17 protein-coding genes are annotated in these 17,302 nt (G+C 52.8%); 8 read left to right on the top strand and 9 right to left on the bottom strand.

From position 1 onward, the window contains the following. Positions 1 to 69: 69 nt before the first annotated feature. The 7 genes from ACOQPU_RS06270 to ACOQPU_RS06240 all read left to right on the top strand — a co-directional run bounded on the left by ACOQPU_RS06270 (position 70) and on the right by ACOQPU_RS06240 (position 7,147). A complete protein-coding gene (locus ACOQPU_RS06270) occupies positions 70 to 900 on the top strand; it encodes a [LysW]-aminoadipate kinase (RefSeq protein ID WP_420644269.1) in 831 nt (276 codons plus the stop codon). After that, positions 897 to 2,093 carry an aspartate aminotransferase family protein gene (locus tag ACOQPU_RS06265; protein WP_420644268.1) on the top strand — a complete coding sequence of 399 codons (1,197 nt, stop codon included), beginning with the start codon at positions 897 to 899 and terminating at the stop codon, positions 2,091 to 2,093. The genes ACOQPU_RS06270 and ACOQPU_RS06265 overlap by 4 nt, the downstream gene beginning before the upstream one ends. Continuing rightward, entirely contained in the window at positions 2,074 to 3,159 is a 1,086-nt protein-coding gene (locus ACOQPU_RS06260) for a [LysW]-lysine hydrolase (RefSeq protein WP_420644267.1), read from the top strand. The genes ACOQPU_RS06265 and ACOQPU_RS06260 overlap by 20 nt, the downstream gene beginning before the upstream one ends. A gap of 20 nt (positions 3,160 to 3,179) precedes the next feature. Further along, on the top strand, positions 3,180 to 4,328 hold the full coding sequence (gene lysS / locus ACOQPU_RS06255) for a homocitrate synthase (protein WP_420644266.1): 1,149 nt from the start codon (positions 3,180 to 3,182) through the stop codon (positions 4,326 to 4,328). Between the two features lie 13 nt (positions 4,329 to 4,341). Continuing rightward, the gene (locus ACOQPU_RS06250) at positions 4,342 to 5,583 is read left to right on the top strand and encodes a 3-isopropylmalate dehydratase large subunit (RefSeq protein WP_420644265.1); all 1,242 of its coding nucleotides are present in this window, start codon (positions 4,342 to 4,344) and stop codon (positions 5,581 to 5,583) included. A gap of 72 nt (positions 5,584 to 5,655) precedes the next feature. Continuing rightward, on the top strand, positions 5,656 to 6,156 hold the full coding sequence (locus tag ACOQPU_RS06245) for a homoaconitate hydratase (RefSeq protein ID WP_420644264.1): 501 nt from the start codon (positions 5,656 to 5,658) through the stop codon (positions 6,154 to 6,156). A gap of 1 nt (position 6,157) precedes the next feature. Continuing rightward, the gene (locus ACOQPU_RS06240) at positions 6,158 to 7,147 is read left to right on the top strand and encodes an isocitrate/isopropylmalate dehydrogenase family protein (protein WP_420644263.1); all 990 of its coding nucleotides are present in this window, start codon (positions 6,158 to 6,160) and stop codon (positions 7,145 to 7,147) included. Between the two features lie 4 nt (positions 7,148 to 7,151). Here the strand turns inward: ACOQPU_RS06240 and ACOQPU_RS06235 are convergent, their stop codons facing one another. From ACOQPU_RS06235 to hemH, 4 genes are all read right to left on the bottom strand, one after another. Beyond that, positions 7,152 to 8,615, bottom strand: coding sequence for an O-antigen ligase family protein (locus ACOQPU_RS06235; protein WP_420644262.1), 1,464 nt, complete (start codon positions 8,613 to 8,615; stop codon positions 7,152 to 7,154). After that, complete coding sequence (locus ACOQPU_RS06230; RefSeq protein ID WP_420644261.1) at positions 8,615 to 8,923, bottom strand: hypothetical protein; 309 nt, start codon at positions 8,921 to 8,923, stop codon at positions 8,615 to 8,617. The genes ACOQPU_RS06235 and ACOQPU_RS06230 overlap by 1 nt, the downstream gene beginning before the upstream one ends. A 171-nt stretch (positions 8,924 to 9,094) precedes the next feature. After that, on the bottom strand, positions 9,095 to 11,488 hold the full coding sequence (locus ACOQPU_RS06225; RefSeq protein WP_420644260.1) for an ArnT family glycosyltransferase: 2,394 nt from the start codon (positions 11,486 to 11,488) through the stop codon (positions 9,095 to 9,097). A 107-nt stretch (positions 11,489 to 11,595) separates the two neighbouring features. Then, positions 11,596 to 12,690 carry a ferrochelatase gene (gene hemH, locus ACOQPU_RS06220; RefSeq protein WP_420644259.1) on the bottom strand — a complete coding sequence of 365 codons (1,095 nt, stop codon included), beginning with the start codon at positions 12,688 to 12,690 and terminating at the stop codon, positions 11,596 to 11,598. A gap of 288 nt (positions 12,691 to 12,978) precedes the next feature. On the opposite strand from hemH, the gene ACOQPU_RS06215 reads away from it, so the two are divergent. Next, entirely contained in the window at positions 12,979 to 13,320 is a 342-nt protein-coding gene (locus ACOQPU_RS06215) for a hypothetical protein (protein WP_420644258.1), read from the top strand. A gap of 27 nt (positions 13,321 to 13,347) precedes the next feature. Here ACOQPU_RS06215 and ACOQPU_RS06210 read toward each other — a convergent pair whose 3' ends face one another. From ACOQPU_RS06210 to ACOQPU_RS06190, 5 genes are all read right to left on the bottom strand, one after another. Further along, positions 13,348 to 14,556 (bottom strand): glycosyltransferase family 4 protein, encoded by a 1,209-nt coding sequence (locus ACOQPU_RS06210; RefSeq protein ID WP_420644257.1) that lies wholly within the window; start codon positions 14,554 to 14,556, stop codon positions 13,348 to 13,350. A 103-nt stretch (positions 14,557 to 14,659) separates the two neighbouring features. Then, complete coding sequence (locus ACOQPU_RS06205; protein WP_420644256.1) at positions 14,660 to 15,001, bottom strand: hypothetical protein; 342 nt, start codon at positions 14,999 to 15,001, stop codon at positions 14,660 to 14,662. A gap of 20 nt (positions 15,002 to 15,021) precedes the next feature. Continuing rightward, positions 15,022 to 15,957 carry a glycosyltransferase family 2 protein gene (locus tag ACOQPU_RS06200; protein WP_420644255.1) on the bottom strand — a complete coding sequence of 312 codons (936 nt, stop codon included), beginning with the start codon at positions 15,955 to 15,957 and terminating at the stop codon, positions 15,022 to 15,024. Positions 15,958 to 15,987: 30 nt separating this feature from the next. Beyond that, positions 15,988 to 16,794 (bottom strand): TatD family hydrolase, encoded by an 807-nt coding sequence (locus ACOQPU_RS06195; RefSeq protein ID WP_420644254.1) that lies wholly within the window; start codon positions 16,792 to 16,794, stop codon positions 15,988 to 15,990. A gap of 1 nt (position 16,795) precedes the next feature. Further along, a complete protein-coding gene (locus tag ACOQPU_RS06190; RefSeq protein ID WP_420644253.1) occupies positions 16,796 to 17,257 on the bottom strand; it encodes a PaaI family thioesterase in 462 nt (153 codons plus the stop codon). Positions 17,258 to 17,302: the final 45 nt, after the last annotated feature.

The raw sequence follows: 17,302 nt of genomic DNA, 5'->3' as shown, positions 1-17,302 counted from the left end.
AGCAGATTTCGCAGATTAACCAGATTTTATTTGCGTTGGTCCGCGTCCTATTTTTGAAGGAGAAGTAAAATGATTATTGTAAAAGTTGGCGGCAGCGAAGGGATCAACTACGATGCCGTTTGCGACGACATCGCCCAGCTTTGGCGCGAAGGGCAGCAGCTAATTTTTGTACACGGCGGCTCTCATCGCACCAATCAGGTGGCCGACGCATTGGGGCATCCCCCTCAGTTTGTCACCTCGCCCTCTGGCTACACCAGTCGCCTGACTGACCGGGCCACGCTGGAAATTTTCCAGATGGTGTACTGTGGCCAAATCAATAAAACATTGGTGGAGCGGCTACAGCGGCGCGGCGTGAACGCGGTGGGGCTTTCTGGGATAGACGGCCGTATTTGGCAAGGTCCGCGCAAAAAAGTAATCAAGGTGGTAGAGAACGGCCGTACCCGCGTCTTACGCAACAACTTCACTGGCAAAGTCACCGAAGTAAACCACAGCTTCCTGCAAACCTTGCTAAACGCAGGTTGCTTGCCCGTACTCACCCCGCCTGCCATCAGCTTTGATGGAGAAGCAATAAACATAGATGGCGATCGCGCCGCTGCGGCCACTGCTGCCGCCTTCCGGGCTGATGAGCTGCTCATCCTCTCCAACGTCCCCGGTGTTCTGCGCCAATTTCCAGATGAAAACAGTCTCATTCCCCAAATCACTGCTGACCAGATTGATTACGTGTCCGAAGAATTTGCCGCAGGGCGAATGCGCATCAAGCTGTTGGGGGTGCAAGAAGCACTGGCCGCTGGTGTGCAGCGCGTGGTACTGGGGGATGCGCGGGGCGAGCATCCAATTTTGCGTGCGCTAGACGGCCAGGGAACAGTCATCATCTCAGCACAACCAGAGGAAGCAGCATGAGCAATATCTTTCAGCAAGAAGAAAATTTTGGCAGCGGCGTTTACGCAAAGCGGGAAATAGCCATTGTGCAAGGGAACGGTACAACAGTTTGGGATGAAAACGGCCGTGCCTACCTAGATTGTGCCGCAGGCATTGGCGTAGCTAACGTTGGCCACTGCCACCCGCAGGTGGTGGCAGCCATCACCGCCCAGGCCAGCCGGCTCATCACCTGCCAGGAGATGTTCTACAACGACCAGCGCGCTCAGTTCCAGGCACAATTGGCCGCTGCACTACCCGGCAGCTTGAATCGCGTTTATCTGTGCAACTCCGGTACCGAGGCGGTAGAAGCGGCCGTCAAATTTGCCCGGCTCAGCACCGGTCGCCCCGGCATTGTGGCCGCAATGCGCGGTTTTCATGGGCGAACGCTTGGTGCACTTTCCGCTACTCACAACAAAAAGTACCGCCAGCCATTCGAGCCGTTGGTGAGCCAGTTCAGTCACGTGCCGTTTGGCAATATTGACCGGCTCGATGCGGCTATCACGGATCAAACGGCCGCTGTCATTCTGGAAATTGTTCAAGGTGAAGGGGGTGTTCGCCTGGCGGCACCTGGCTTCTTTCAGCGGGCGCAACGCCTCTGCCAAGAACGGGGGGCGCTGTTGATTATTGACGAAGTGCAGACGGGATTCGGCCGTACCGGTAAACTATTCGCCTGTGAGCATTACAATCTCGTACCAGACCTCATCTGCCTGGGCAAGGCAATGGCTGGCGGAGTGCCGATGGGAGCCGTAGGCATTGGCCCGCGCGTGCAAAATTTAGCCCCAGGGCTGCATGGATCGACCTTTGGCGGGAATCCTTTGGCCTGTGCGGCAGGAACGGCCGTTCTCAACATCTTCCAGCATACTGACTTGACCAGCCGCGCTGCCAAGCTGGGCGACCAGTTCCGCCGCCAAATCGAAGCACTCAACCTGCCGTTGGTACGTGAAGTGCGTGGATTGGGCTTGATGACCGGCATTGAACTGAGGCAGCGAGCCATGCCTATCGTGCAATCACTGATGGACAAAGGCATCATCGCTCTGACGGCGGGAAACACCGTTATTCGGCTACTGCCGCCGCTCACCATCACTGTCGAAGAACTAGAGCGGGTGGTTGTTGCGCTCGCAGAAATTTTAACAACCGAGCAAAGGAGCACTGCCCGTGAACAGCTTCCTGCTTAACACCGATGAGGGTGCAATCAACTTTTTGCAGCGGCTGGTAGAAATTCCGAGTTTGTCTGGTGAGGAAACGGCCGTTGCCAACTTCCTCGTCCAGCAAATGAAGCAATCTGGCTTTACCGCCTACGTAGACACTGCAGGCAACGCCGTCGGCGAGCGCAGTTGCCCGGATGCGGCTGGGCAAATTACACAGGAAATTGTGCTGCTGGGGCATATGGATACTGTGCCAGGTAACATTCCAGTGCGCTTGGACGACGGCAAACTTTACGGCCGTGGTGCAGTAGATGCCAAAGGCTCGTTAGCCGCTTTTGTGGTGGCCGCCGCCAGAGCGCAACTGCCACCCGGTAGCCGCTTGGCTGTCGTGGGTGCAGTGGAGGAGGAAGCTGCCACTTCAAAAGGGGCGCGGCATGTAGTCGAACACTTCCAGCCTGACTATTGCATCATCGGCGAGCCAAGCGGCTGGCAGGGCATCACCTTGGGCTACAAAGGACGACTGCTGCTCGATTATTGCCACGCCCAACCGATGCAGCATACGGCCGTGCCCGGTGGCGGAGCCGCCGAAGTGGGGATTGCCTGGTACAACCAGCTTATGAGCTATGTCGAGCAATTTAATGCCGACAAGCCACGCCTGTTTGATCAATTACTGCCTTCAATTCGCCATATGCAAACCAACAGCAATGGGCTAGAAAATCGAATCGAGCTAAAGCTGGGGCTGCGGTTGCCACCCAATTTTGATATGGCCGCATTTGAGCAATGGCTGGTGGAGAGTAGTGGCGAGGGAACGGCCGTTCGCAGCCACAGTTATGAACCAGCCATTCAAACAAGCCGTACCAGCCCCCTGGCCAAAGCGTTCAACCGAGCCATTCGCCAGGCAGGCGCCCAGCCAACCTATAAAGTAAAAACTGGCACCTCAGACATGAACGTGGTTGCCCCCATTTGGGGCTGCCCCATCGTAGCCTACGGCCCAGGAGACAGTGCATTGGATCACACGCCCAACGAGCATCTTGTCATTACCGACTATTTACAAGCGATTGAGATTCTGCAAACGGTGTTGACCAATCTTTCATAACCAAAATCAGGATTGAAACCATGAGTCTACAAAATTTTTCTATTATTGAATCAACCTTGCGCGAGGGTGAGCAATTTGTCAACGCTTTTTTTAGCCTGGAAGAAAAAATACAGGTTGCCACTTTGCTAGATGCCTTTGGCGTGGAGTATCTGGAATTGACCTCACCCTTGGCCTCTCCGCAAAGCTACAAAGATTGCGCCACCATCGCTAGATTGGGACTGAACGCCCGCATTCTCACCCACACGCGCTGTACCATAGAAGACGCTAAAAAGGCAGTCGATTGCGGCGTGGCTGGGGTGGATGTGGTCATTGGCACTTCCTCTTTGCTGCGCGAGTTTAGCCACGGGCAAAGTCTGGAAGCCATTCTGGATTTGGCGCAGGAAGTGGTTTCTTTTCTCTTAAGCCAAAATGTAGAGACCCGCTTTAGCACGGAAGATAGCTTGCGAAGTGATTTTGAAGATATTTTGCATATTTACCAGGCGGTGGATGCTCTTGGGGTGCATCGCGTGGGGATTGCCGACACGGTGGGTGTTGGCACGCCACGCCAAATCTTTGAGATTGTGTCCAGGCTGCGTCAGGCCATTTCTTGTGACATTGAGTTTCATGGTCACAATGATTCTGGCTGTGCCATTGCCAATGCTTATGCCGCTTTGGAGGCTGGCGCAACCCATATTGATACCAGCATTTTAGGCATCGGGGAACGAAACGGTATTACCTCTTTAGGTGGACTGGTGGCTCGCCTTTACGCCACGGATCCCGCGCTGGTGCAAAAGTACAATCTCCCCCTTATTCGTAATCTGGATCAAATGGTGTCTCGGATGGTCCGAGTAGACATTCCTTTTAACAACTACATCACCGGGTTTGCCAGCTTTACGCATAAGGCAGGTATCCATGCCAAGGCCGTTTTGAATAACCCCAGCACGTATGAGATTTTGCGGCCTGAGGATTTTGGCCTGACGCGCTACGTGCATGTAGCCCACCGCTTAACCGGCTGGAATGCAGTGAAAAGCCGAGCCGAACAGTTGGATTTACATCTTGAGGAAGGTCAGCTAAGGCAGTTGACGGAACAGATAAAGGCGATGGCCGATAACGGCCGTATCACCCTGGACGATGTTGACCGTTACTTGTATGAAGCGGCCGAATGTCAGCCATTACCAACCATCAACTGAGGAGGAAACCATTATGGGACAAACATTAACAGAGCAGATTTTATCTAATAAAGCAGGTACGGCCGTTCAACCTGGCGATCTGATCGTTATTGAGCCGGATGTCGCCATGGGGCACGATTCCCTTTCACCCGGCATCATCAAAATTTTGCAAGAACGACTCCTGGCTACTCAGGTACACAACCCGGAACAAGTGGTGCTGGTGATGGATCATGTGGCTCCAGCCGCCACGGTAGGTGTAGCCGACAATCAAAACAAGGTGCGCCGCTTTGCCCAAGAACAGGGGTTACGGCTCTTTGAGATAGGTCGCGGTATCTGCCATCAGGTTTTGGTGGAAGAAGGCATTGCCCAACCAGGCAGCGTCATCATCGGCTCCGATTCCCACTCCACCAGCTATGGTGCTGTGGGAGCCTTTGGCACAGGCATGGGCTCGACAGACATTGCATTGGCCTGGGCAACGGGCAAAACGTGGCTGCGCGTGCCAGAAACAATCTGCATTCAGGCCACAGGACGCTTCCAACCAGGGGTAGATGCTAAAGATTTGGCCTTAAAGCTGTGCCGAATTTTAGGCATTGGTGGGGCAACTTACAGGGCAGTGGAATATCACGGTCTGGAGTGGCTGCCGTTAAACGGCCGTCAGACCATTAGCAGCATGGCGATAGAATTGGGGGCAAAAGTGGGTATCTTCCCCCCGAATGGTGAGGTAGCAGACCGATATGAGGTGCCAGACTGGCTGTATGTTGATCCCACAGCCAATTATGACCAGCGTATTACCCTGGACTTGACAACTTTGCAGCCGCAAATAGCTGTGCCCCATTCGGTGGATGCAGTGGTGGATTTGGGAGACGTAGCGGGAACGCCGGTGGATGTCGTCTTTTTGGGAACTTGTACAAACGGCCGTTACGAAGATATGCACACGGCCGCCAGCATTCTACGCGGGCGACGACTGGCCGACGGTGTGCGGCTCATCGTTAGTCCAGCCAGCCGGGTGGAACTTCAGCGAGCCATTGCCGATGATACCCTTAATATCTTATTGGAATCAGGAGCGACCTTAACAACACCAGGCTGTGGCCCCTGCATGGGGCGGCATCAAGGCACTCTGGGTCGTGAGGACGTATGTTTATCTACCGGCAATCGCAACTTCCGGGGCAGGATGGGGCATCCCACATCGCAGATTTATCTATCTAGTCCGGCTGTGGCTGCGGCAACGGCCGTTACTGGCACCATCACCGACCCCCGCGAAATTGAGTTTACCTAATGATAATAGCCACAGATCGAATAGGTTTTCTCTCTTTTCTCTGTGGCAAATTATTTTCACAGGAGAAAACAAATGGCTAGAATATGGAAATTTGGCAAAGATATAGATACCGACCAGATCGTCCCCGGGCGGTATGCACCTTATATGTTAAAAGAAGGACAAGATGTAAAGGATTTTGCCTTTTGTGAAGCACGGCCAGCGTTTGCTAAACAAGCGCAGCCAGGCGACATTATTGTGGCGGATGAGAATTTTGGCTGTGGTTCTTCCCGCGAATATGCTCCAGAAGCCCTGCGCCGCCGTCAAATTGGAGCCATCATCGCCCCCAGTTTTGCCCGCATCTTTTTCCGTAACGCCATCAATTTGGGCATTCCACTGTACGTTTCCTCAGAAGCAAATAAATTAGTAAGCGACGGTGAGGAAGTCACTTTAGACGTTGCCAACAACTGTTTGCATACCGCTACTACAAGCCTGACTTTGCCCAGCCTGCCATCTTTTGCCCAAGAAATTGCCCAGGCGGGAGGCATTGTTCCCTTTGTGCGAGCGTTCGGCCGTTTCCCTGGTGAGGATCAGTAAAATGCCCAAACTTTGCGTTATTCCTGGGGACGGCATTGGCCAGGAAGTGATTCCAGCGGCCGTGACCATCTTGCAAGCCGCCCTGCCCGATTTGCAGATTATTGAAGCCGAAGCGGGTTGGAACTGCTTCCAAAAACATGGCGTGTCAGTGCCTGAAAGAACGCTGGAACTGCTGAGGGATTGTGGTGCGGGGCTATTTGGTGCGGTTTCCTCACCATCGCACAAGGTCGCGGGGTATAAAAGTGCTATTTTAACAATGCGTCAATCACTTGACCTCTATGCCAACATCCGTCCGGTCAAAAGCTGGCCATCTGTCTCGCCCCGCCCCGCTGTGGATATGATTATCGTGCGCGAAAACAGTGAAGGACTGTATGTGGGTCGGGAACAAATGAGGGGCGATACGGCCGTTGCCCAACGCATCATCAGTCGCCAGGCCAGCCAAAAAATTGGGCAAAAAACGGCCGAACTGATGCAGCAATTGCAGCGCAAAACCGTCACCATTGTCCATAAAGCCAACGTGCTTCCTTTAACCGATGGCCTGTTCCGCGACACTGTGCGGCAAACCATTGAGGCGGCAAACCCAGATTTGGCCATCAATGAACTATTGGTCGATGTGGCCGCGCTGAAGATGGTAGCCGAACCAGCCTGGTTTGATGTGATTGTTACGACCAATCTCTTTGGCGATATTTTGTCTGATGCGGCGGCGCATTGGGGCGGCGGGCTGGGTTTAGCAGCCTCGCTTAACTGGGGGGATGGGCTGGCCCTTGCGGAACCGGTGCATGGCTCTGCACCAGACATTGCCGGGCAGGGCGTTGCTAATCCTTTGGCAGCAGTGTTGAGTGCAGCGTTATTGGTTCGATTTGCCTGGGGATTGGGAGAGGTGGCGGATCGATTAGAAACGGCCGTTCAGCAAACTTTGGCACAACAGAGTTATGCACAACTCAAAACGACACTTGCTGTTCAGGAGGCTGTGTTACACAATCTAAATTAGCTGTTTACGCTTTCTCTGTGATACCCAGGCGAGTAACGGCCGTTGCCAGCCCCACCAGCAGCCAAAAGGCTGTCACCGCGTGGTGAAACTCCAAATTGAAGAGATAATGATCAAAAATACCTGCGGCCAACCCACCAACAATGGCGGCGTGCAGCCCCAGCCAAAGCGCATCTAGCTCCTCGTTGGCTTTTAATGTTTTGCGATGAGACAGGCCGTAGAAAAAGAGCGTGCCAATCACAGCAAAGAAAGCTAACAGACCCACCAGCCCCATGACCTGGGCAATGGTGAGATACACATTAGCCACTCCCAGGTAAAGATCAATGTCTGGCGTACCGGCAAAGCCCACGCCAACGACGGGATAGCGCAAAATCAGGGTGATGGCATCTTGATATTCACCAAAGCGCATCTGCGTCGCCAAATCCTGCCCCTGAATCCCCTCTACAAAACGCTGGATGTAAGTTTGGGCAATAGGCAGCAGCAGTAAAAACAAGCCACCACCAAACATGTAGGGGATCAATCGCCGGTAGCGCAGGATGGCAATGAAGCCCAGCCCAGCAGCTAGCCCAAACATCGCCCCGCGTGAAAACGTGAGGACCACACAAAGGAAAATAGAGCCAACAATGCCCCAGGTAAGCCAGCGGGGAAACAACGGCCGTTTCGCCACCAATTGCGGTCCCGCCAACGCCCCAATCATCAACAACAAACCGCCTAATACATTCGGGTCTACCGAGGTGCTGATGGCTCGCTCTGACAACTCTGGGTTTTCCTCAATGTAGCGAATGACCCAACCGCCAGGGTAGCCAATCCGCGTGAGAAAATTAAGAATCGTATTGGTCGTGTCTTCTGGCAAGAGCCAGAAAATGATGCCCAGAACGGCCGCTCCCGCCCCAGCCAGCAGCACCACCTTCACCAATCGCTCTAGTCGCACCTGTGTGCGGCAATAATCGACAATGATGAAGACAAAGCCAAGACTGAGAAGCAGTTCGGCAAATTTTCGCAGCAGCGTGGGGGTGAGCGGCCCGTTGCTCAAACCAAAAATGAAAGCGAAGATAGCCACCAGCATGAAAACGAGCAGCGGCAAGGCGATGGGCGCAGTCACCAAATCTCGCTGCGCCCCGGTGACGATGGCCAGCAGCCAGACGCCTACCACCGCCCCCAACGCCAAATCGAGGAAAGTCGGCGTGAGTCCGATGTCTACAGGCAGCGTGGCAAAGGGTAGCAGACAAACCACAGCGATGACGCCCCAGAAGCCAATTTCAATATCACGCAGGACAATGTAGGCGGTGAGGATGCCAATGATGAAGGCAGCCCCAGCTAGCGGGCCGCCAAAACCGAGAATGAGGCCACCGAGAACGGCCGTACCGCCAACCAACGCCCCCAAAGCCCACCATGAGTTGGTAGGATTGAGCAGCCCGGCGTTGAGGATCGGCCGTTTTCGTTTTTCTGGTTCTTGCGTGACAGTTGCCATCAATCAATAAATCCTTCGGCTTGCAGCTGTTGGTGCGACTGCGCAATGGAGTCAGCCAACTCAGCTTCGATGCCATAATGCACAGCCAAAGTGAGGGCGCAGCGCAGCACATCTTGCACCTCTTTGGCCAATTTGATTGTATCCGGTTCTCCCAACTTTTGCCGCTTGATGCCGCCACTCTCAAAGTGGTTCACCTGCGCCGCCAGCTCGCCGCACTCTTCTGCCAGCCGGGTGATCATTTGGAACGGATCGTTGCCGTCGGGAAATCGTTTCATAAGGCCGTGGGTGATTTGGTACAGTTTTTCCATTTTTTAGCCACAGATTTCGCAGATTTTTGGGTCAGCTTTTAGATTGATTCGAATAATTGTTGATTGGGATGCTTCGTTTCACTCAGCATTACAACTCACACTTGTTATGCTGAACCCGTTCGGCTTGGCTCAGGGCAGGCTAAAGTGAAGCATTCCGCCCCACCTCCAGCCTCATTCAATCACACGCAGCAGGGTCAAGCGTAAAAAGTCGTCGGTGGGACGGCCGTCTGCGGCAATGAGTTGTAAGCGGTTAAACTGGCCACCCTGCACCGTGTAAAGTCCAATAATCACGGGGTATACCTTACCCGGTGTGTCTGGGTTGAGTGCTAAAGTCATTTGCACCGTTTGCAAGTCACCATCTGTCCAGCTAGCTGTCGGCTGACCTAAATCCTGGCTGGCCCAGCGGGTTGTGTCTTCATCAACTACCTGGGCAAAGATAGTGTAATCGGTGGTTAACGGCCGTTTCGCCCGCCAGTACAGGGTCAAATCTACTGTTTCACCAGGGGCCACTTGTCGTGGATTCAGCTCAAAGCCAACCAACTCTAGCTCATTCTCAAAATTCACCTGCGTGGGGTTAGGCAGATTGCCGGATGCTGGTTCCAACGTAAGGCTCGTTAAGACAACCAAATCCTCGCCATTCAGCAATGGTAATCGTTCTTGGTCAACGGCGTAAAAATCATAAAGCCCAACGCTCAACAGCAATTCTGCTGGCGCAATGGCCGTTTCGGGAATCGCAAGTTGGTAATAGTTAAAAATGCGCTCACCCGGTTCCAGCAGCGAGGTGGGCTGCAAGCCCTGGTCTAGGAACATATCACGTTGGACAATCGGCACACCAATTACTGGATCATTAAGATGGATAAAGACGCTCCAATTGCGATCCATCGGGGCCAGCACTTCCCATTCCAGAAGAAGGTCTACCGTGTCGCCGGGCTGGTAGCTGGTTTTTTGTTGGGTTACGGCCGTTTGCCCAATCTCGTACCCTACCAGCCGCAGCTTGCCATCAAAATTGGCATTGGCCGGCTGCTGCACTAGCCACGGTGCGGTGTAGCGATTAAGCGCATACGCGGGGCGAATCCACACGAATGGAGCCAAGGCTGCCAGCAAAAAGAGGAAGCCCGCCACGCCCAAAATGAGCCGCTGACCAAGTTTGCGGGGCAGCCAGCCAATCAGCCCCGCTACCAGCAGCACGTTAATGGCCGATATTGCCGTAAATACCAGCCGCCCCTGTGAGGACCAGGTTGTCGTCGCCCATTGAATCAGCCCTACGATGACGGCAGTGACAAATAACAAGCAAACGACGAGGGGGAATTTGGCCGCAACGAAATTCAAGAGATTGGAGATTAGAGATTGTAGATTGCCCCTAATCCCTAATCTCCAATCTCTAATCTCCCTAAACAAATAAACAAGAAAGCCAAGCACACCCACAACCACCACGCCATTCAAAACATGGTACAGCCACAGCGGCATGGGCACGTTGACACCGCCAAACAAGCCCCAGTAAGAGAGCATAAAACCCCAGCGTTCGCTCCAGAGCTGTGCCAATGAGGCAGGATGCGCCCGTTGACCCAGCACAGCTATAAACGCATTCCAGCCCAGAAAATCGCCGTACAGCACAATATTGCGCCAATACCACCAGCCCGCGATTAAAATGACGGGGATTAGGAGGATAAGGAAAGAAACGGCCGTCCGCCCCAAAATCCTCGCAATCTCTCCCCAAATATTTTCTCTGTGCCTCTCCGTGTCTCCTCCGTGTAACTCTGTGTTCCGCGTTTCCCTCCAATACACAATAAAAATCGTACCTAACGCCAATGGCAGCAGCCCAAATGCCCCCTGCTTCGTTAGAATCGCCAAGCCGATGACTACACCGATTTTGAGCCAGGTTTTCCAATATGCAGTAATCAGTGACCAGTAATCAGTCACTGAATACTGACCCACTGAATACTGTTTACTGACCGCTCGGATCATCAGCAAAATCCCCAGCGAGGAAAGCGGAATGGCCAAATTGTCATTGTTTACCGCGCCGCTAATGAATAAGAACATGGGCGTGAAGGCGTTGAGCGCAGCCGCACCGAGGGCGATTTCCGGGCGGCTCGGAGCCAGCTCTTTGCCGATGAGATACGTGAGGTAAACGGTGGCTGCGCCCAGCAGCACCGACAACAGGCGGATGAGTCGCACCGCCAGCAGCGTGCCCTGCCACGGATTCCACGCCGGGTCTTTAATGGTGAGGTTGATATTGCCGTCGTCAGTGAGAATACCGTTGTCTACGTGGGGATTTTCCCAGCGAACGGTTTCCATGTCGCTGGTATCAATCCAAAAAGTGAGGGCAACACCAAGATAGTAATAGAGCGGTGGCTGGCTGGCTTCTTGCTTCCAGGGGCCAGCCTGGGCGGGGTCAAATACTTGCACCGGCAGCGGATTGCCATCGGCCAAATGGCGGATCATAGGATAGTGCCAAAGCTCGTCTGAGGCTTCAAAGACGGGGGTGACGAGGGCATACATGACGCCCAAAACAATAAACAGCCCCAGAATCAGGTACAGCCAGCGTTTTTCTCGTTTCTCTTCCATCGCGGGCTGATTGTACCCATCTGGGGCGGTACTGCCACCTGCGGAAAGGCTGCGTTTACGGTACGGCCGTTTCTGCCAGTAATCCGTAATCAGTGAATGGTAATCAGTTAGACCGTTTTCTTGGCATGGCCATTGGTGAAGGTGCGAACGTTGGTAGGTAGAGAGCCAATTTCCGGCGGTTCCCAACCTTGCAAATGCTGCTTTGCCAGCTCGGTGAAGAGGTCAATTTGGGCGTCGCTGTCGTTAAGGCAGGGAATGTATTGGTATTGTTGACCACCCGCTTCTAAAAAGCCATCTCGATTTTCTACCGCCATCTCTTCCAGCGTTTCCAGACAGTCCACTGCGAAACCGGGGCAAATGGTATCGACGCTTTCCAACCCATCTTCCGCCCACTGTTCCAATGTTTTGTCGGTGTATGGCTGCAGCCACTCTTCTGGGCCAAAGCGGGATTGGAAGCAAACCTGGAATGCATCTTGTGCCAAACCCAATGCCTCTGAAACCAGTCGCGCCGTCTTTTGGCAAAAACAGTAGTATGGGTCGCCCTTTTCAAAGTAGCTTTTGGGGATGCCGTGGAAGGAGTAAAGCAGCTTGGCGGAACGGCCGTTCTCGTCCCAAAACGCCCGAATCGAATCTGCCAAAGCCTGAATGTACAGCGGGTTGTCGTGGTAGCCCGTCACGGTGCGGAGTTCTGGCATCCAACGGTAGCGGCGCACCTCGTCAAAAACAATGTCGTAGATAGTGGCGATTGTAGTGGCAGAATATTGTGGAAAGAGCGGCAAAACCAAAATGCGCTGCACGTTGGCAGTACGAAACTCGGCTAATTTCTCGGCAATAGACGGACGGCCGTACCGCATGGCCAGCGCCACTCGAATATTATCGCTCCACACTTCCTGCAAATTCGCTTGCAGCTTATCTGCAATATTTTGCGAATAAATGAGCAGCGGCGAACCATCTTTTGTCCAAATTGATTCGTACAGCTTGGCAGATTTTTTGGGGCGCACGTTGAGGATAATGCCATTGAGGACTGGCTTCCACAGCCAGGCTGGCCATTCAATGACGCGGGGATCGCCGAGGAACTGTTTGAGATACGGCCGTAATCCCTTTGCAGTCGGTTCATCTGGTGTACCTAAATTAACCAGCAAAACGCCTGTTCGCAGAGGTTCACCATGGGGGTGAGCCGATTGCCCTAAATAGTTAGTCATGCACTTCTCTTCCTGTTTCTTTGGCAATAGAACGCATCAGAAATGCTAGGTTGCTGAACGAAAATCACGGATAAATATATCTGTAAATCTAACCAATTCTATGCAAATCTATGCAGAAATGGGGCTATTTTACTATTTCGCGTATGGAGCGTCAACTGAATTCAGAAACAATGGAAGAATGTCACACATTGATCGTGACAGTGATCCCAGCAATATGATTGCTAAGACTTCTTCCGAAAAGTAAAATGTTAGCAATTCTTGTGCAACTCATTTTCAAGGGGAGTCTACGTGAACCAAATTTTTATATTTTGGGATCTTTTTGCGGCATTATTGATAATTATTGGCGATTTTTTAATTATCATCGCTTTGATTTCAGCTATTTTTTATTTTCTCGTAAAAATAATTTTCCACAAAAAAATCGCCTCAATCGCAAATTTATTAGCTGGTGGGTTTTTGGCTTTAACTGTCAGCATTTTGGGGTTGCTAGGAAAATTGATTACAGATGAATGGGATATTTATGATAACGGGTTGGCTTTTCAAATTAGTGACACGCTAATCATGTTTATCGTAGTTGTTATTTTGATAATATATCTTGGCACCCTGTTCCTCTCTAAAATTGAGACCAGGTAACAAATCCAAGAAATATTTTCAAGCTGATTAGCAGGACAATAGCTTGAAAAATACGGCCGTTTCTGCCGCAATCTTCTGCCAACTAAACTGATCTGCTAACTCGGTCGCCCCTTGCCCCAATTTCTCACGCAGGTCTGCATCATTGGTTAGGGTTTGCACGGCCGTACCCAAAGCCACCGCATCCCCCACCGGCGCCAGACAACAATTTTCACCCGAAATGAGCTGCGGTGTTGGTGCTGTGGGCGTGGTCGTAATGAGCGGACGGCCGTGGGCCAAAGCGGCCATCAGCGTGCCACGTCGCAAAGAGGCACCGTCCCGATAAGGCATCACCATCATGTCGGCCGCCTGCAAATGGGCCGACACCCGCGCATCGCCCAGGAAGCCAGTCCAATGAACCCGCTTCGATAGCCCCAGTGCCTCAATTTGCGCCCGTAAGTCATCCAAAAACGTTTGGTTGTTGGCCCCATCACTGGCTCCTGTTTGCCCGCCAATGAAGACGAGATGGAAACGGCCGTCTAGCTGCGCCAACGCCTCGATCAGCGTATCTGCCCCTTTACTCTCGTTCAAAAAACCAAAATAGCCCAACAACACGTCCTGTGGTTTCAATCCCAATTTTTCACGGATTTCTCCAATCTCGATATGGTTGGTCTGGTGGACGGTGATGTTGCTACCAATTGCTATCTGAGCAATTTGCGATACCTTTGCGCCTTTGCGTGACACAGTTTTCGTCAACGCATCATAGTCAGCAGAATTCGTAGCGATAACGCCATGAGCCGAATGTGCCAGAAAGTTAACGGCCGTTTGCCGCAGCCGCCCCGCTTTGGGGAAAAGATATGGTAGGCGCAGATCGTGAAAGGTAACGGCCGTTTTTGCCACATTCTTAAGCCGCCAGGGGAGAAAATTGATCGCCGCGCTGTTCATGTTAAATGCGGCTGGCTGGTATTGAATATTGACCACATCCAGCTCTTGTCGCAGCACCACATCTGCAACTGCTGCCAGCGACGGCCAGCGCCAGCGGCCAATCCGCGGATGTAGTTTGGCAAAGCCCAGGTCAATCGGTTCGTTAGCAGAGGTAAACGTTCGCGGGGCATCAGGCGGGCGGGCTTCCCGGCTGGTGATGATGTGGATGGTATGGTCTTGCTGGTGCAGTGCTTTAGCCAGTTCGGCCGTAAACGCCCCTACGCCCCCCTCCATCGGTGGGTATTCCCCCGTTACCAAACCAATCTTCAAACCCATATTGCTGTATAAAAATCAAAGATCACGCAGATTGCCCAGATTTAATCTGTTGAATCTGCGTAATCTTTGATAAAGCACTCAAAAATAGAAAAATCGCAGCAGTTTAGAATAGCTCGTAATGCTCGATGGGGTGGCCGCGCCAGCGGAGCAGAGAGAGCGCATATGTGCGGCGTAGCGAAACGAAATCCGCTTTTTTGTGGAGCTGGCTCTTCCCGTCTGGCGGCAATTTGCCGTCCACCACGCCCATCAACGCTTTATCGCTTAACGCATTGAGGCGCAAAAGCTCTTCATGAAAGGCGGCTGGCACTTTACTGAGCGAAGGCGGCATCCCGCTTTTGATGCACTGCACTACGACCTCTTCGATGGGCCATTTACAGGCATCGGCAATTTGCTTCAGTAAATTGTAATCTGTCGCTGATAGTTCCAGCGTCACCTTCTTTTTCATTCTGTCACCTCAAGAAAATTTCAGTAACCGGCCGGTCTCAACCCTGAGCGCAGAACCATCCAGTAGGCTTTCATCCGTTGCCAGCGCAACGGCCGTTTATGCCCTACTGCTCCCTTGATGGCTTCCAAAGTTAATTGCCAACCATAGCTTGCTAATAAAAACAGTCGTAAAGTTGCCGTGGCCAAACGGCCGTGATATTTGCGAAAGTAGCGCAATTTGGCTCGGTTAAAGTTGATGTGTCGGTGCGTTACCGCCTGTTCACTGCTCTTGCCAGATAGATGTGTTACCTGGGCTTGCGGATAGTATACCACTTGCCAGCCCGCCGCGTGAATCCTACGACAGTAATCTAATTCCTCTGAATACATGAAGTAGGCTTCATCCAGCCCACCCACCTGCTGAACCACCTCCTGCCGCATTAACAAACAAGCACCCATTACCCAATCAACAACGGCCGTATCCCCATCTTCAACGTCTCGCACATAATAATCATCCAATATAGATTTTGGCGCATACGGTTGCAGCCAGGTGCTCTCAAAAAATGCCGTCTGCAGCGTAGGGAAGCGGCGGCGAGACGATTGCACTGTGCCATCCGCATTCAAAAGCTGTGGCCCCACCACGCCGACTTGTGGGTTCTCATCCAAATAAGATACCATTTTAGCAAGCGCATCCCCATGAACAACGGTGTCAGGGTTAAGGAGGAGGATGGTACGGCCGTTCGCCCATTCCATCCCAATATTATTCCCACGTGGAAAGCCGACATTTTCCTGGCAAGCAACTAATTCCACCTCTGGAAAGGTCTCAACAATCATTTCTGGGCTACCGTCCGACGAGGCACTGTCTACCACAATGATTTGCAGCGTCAGCCCCGTCTGTGCCAGCACAGAGCGCAGGCAGTTGGCCAACAACTCCCGGACGTTCCAGCTAACAATGATGATGGATAGGTCTGGCTGTTTCATAACAGTGTTCAGACAAAACTGATTACTGACTTATTGATTACCGGTCACGGAGTGGTCGCTCTGCGACATTACTGGAAAAAGCCTCTGGGCATTTTCACTGGTTTGCTGGGCGAAGACGGCCGTTTCCAGCCCGCGCTCTTGTGCCAAACGTTCGGCCACGTAAGCAACGTAAGCCGGTTCGTTGCGCTTGCCCCGGTGCGGGTGCGGCGTCAGAAATGGCGCATCCGTCTCTACCAAGATGCGATCATCCGGCACTTTCTTGGCAATCTCGCGCAGTTCATCCGCCTTTTTGAAGGTGACAGGGCCGGTGAAACCCAGGTAGTAACCAAGATCGAGGGCGGCAACGGCCGTATCCCAATCGCCAGAAAATGAGTGCAGCACGCCTGGGTTCTCACGCCCCACCAGCGGAGAATCTGCCAACATCGCAATCACGTCCGCACTAGATTCTCGATTGTGAATAATGACCGGCAAATCCAGTTCAGCCGCCAATTCAAGCTGCAAACCGAGCGCCCGCTGCTGCACATTCTTCGGCGATTTATCCCAATAATAATCTAAACCAATCTCGGCAATGGCCACCACCTTGGGATGCTGCGCCAGATCACGCAAAACGCCAATCCAGCTATCTTGCCACTCCGCCGATGAGTTTGGATGCACGCCGACGGCCGCAAAAACGCCCTCGTACTTTTCCGCTAGACTCAAAACAGTGCGGCAATTTTGCAAATCGAGCGCAGGCACAATGATTTGCTGCACGCCAGCGTCAGCCGCACGCGCTACCACGGCATCGCGGTCTGCATCAAAACGGTCAAAATCGAGGTGGCAGTGGGTATCAACCAGCAAGCTACTGACCCCAATTTTCTGGCAAGCGCACGGCAATAACCTCACCCCGCACACAAACTTCGCCCTCAGCCACCAAATCAATCGCCACGACCACTTTGCGCGGCTTGATTTCAGTCACGGTGCCGCGCAGCTCAAGCTCCGGCCCCAGCGGCGTCGGGCGCAAATAATCTACTTTTAGCGACCCGGTCACAAAGCGCACGGGCGGTTCGGAATCTATGGTTCGGTCTTCAGCGCGGGCAGCGGCGGCAGCGGCCGTTCCTGTGCCGTGACAATCAATCAGCGAAGCCAGCAGCCCGCCGTAAACGTAGCCAGGGACGGCCGTATGCTCCGGGCGCGGCACAAACCGCGCCACCGACTGCTCACCGTCCCAGTAGCTTTTTATCTGCAAGCCACTTTCATTTAAACGGCCGCATCCATAACAATAACTTGTATCTTCCGGATAATAATCCTGAAACGCCTTCATCACACCTCAAAATATTTATCCGCAGATTTCGCAGAACCTGTCCTG

Origin of the sequence: Candidatus Leptofilum sp. (assembly GCF_965223285.1) — a bacterium.
In the GTDB taxonomy this organism is placed as follows: domain Bacteria; phylum Chloroflexota; class Anaerolineae; order Promineifilales; family Promineifilaceae; genus Leptofilum.
This window is presented reverse-complemented; position numbering and strand designations above follow the sequence as displayed.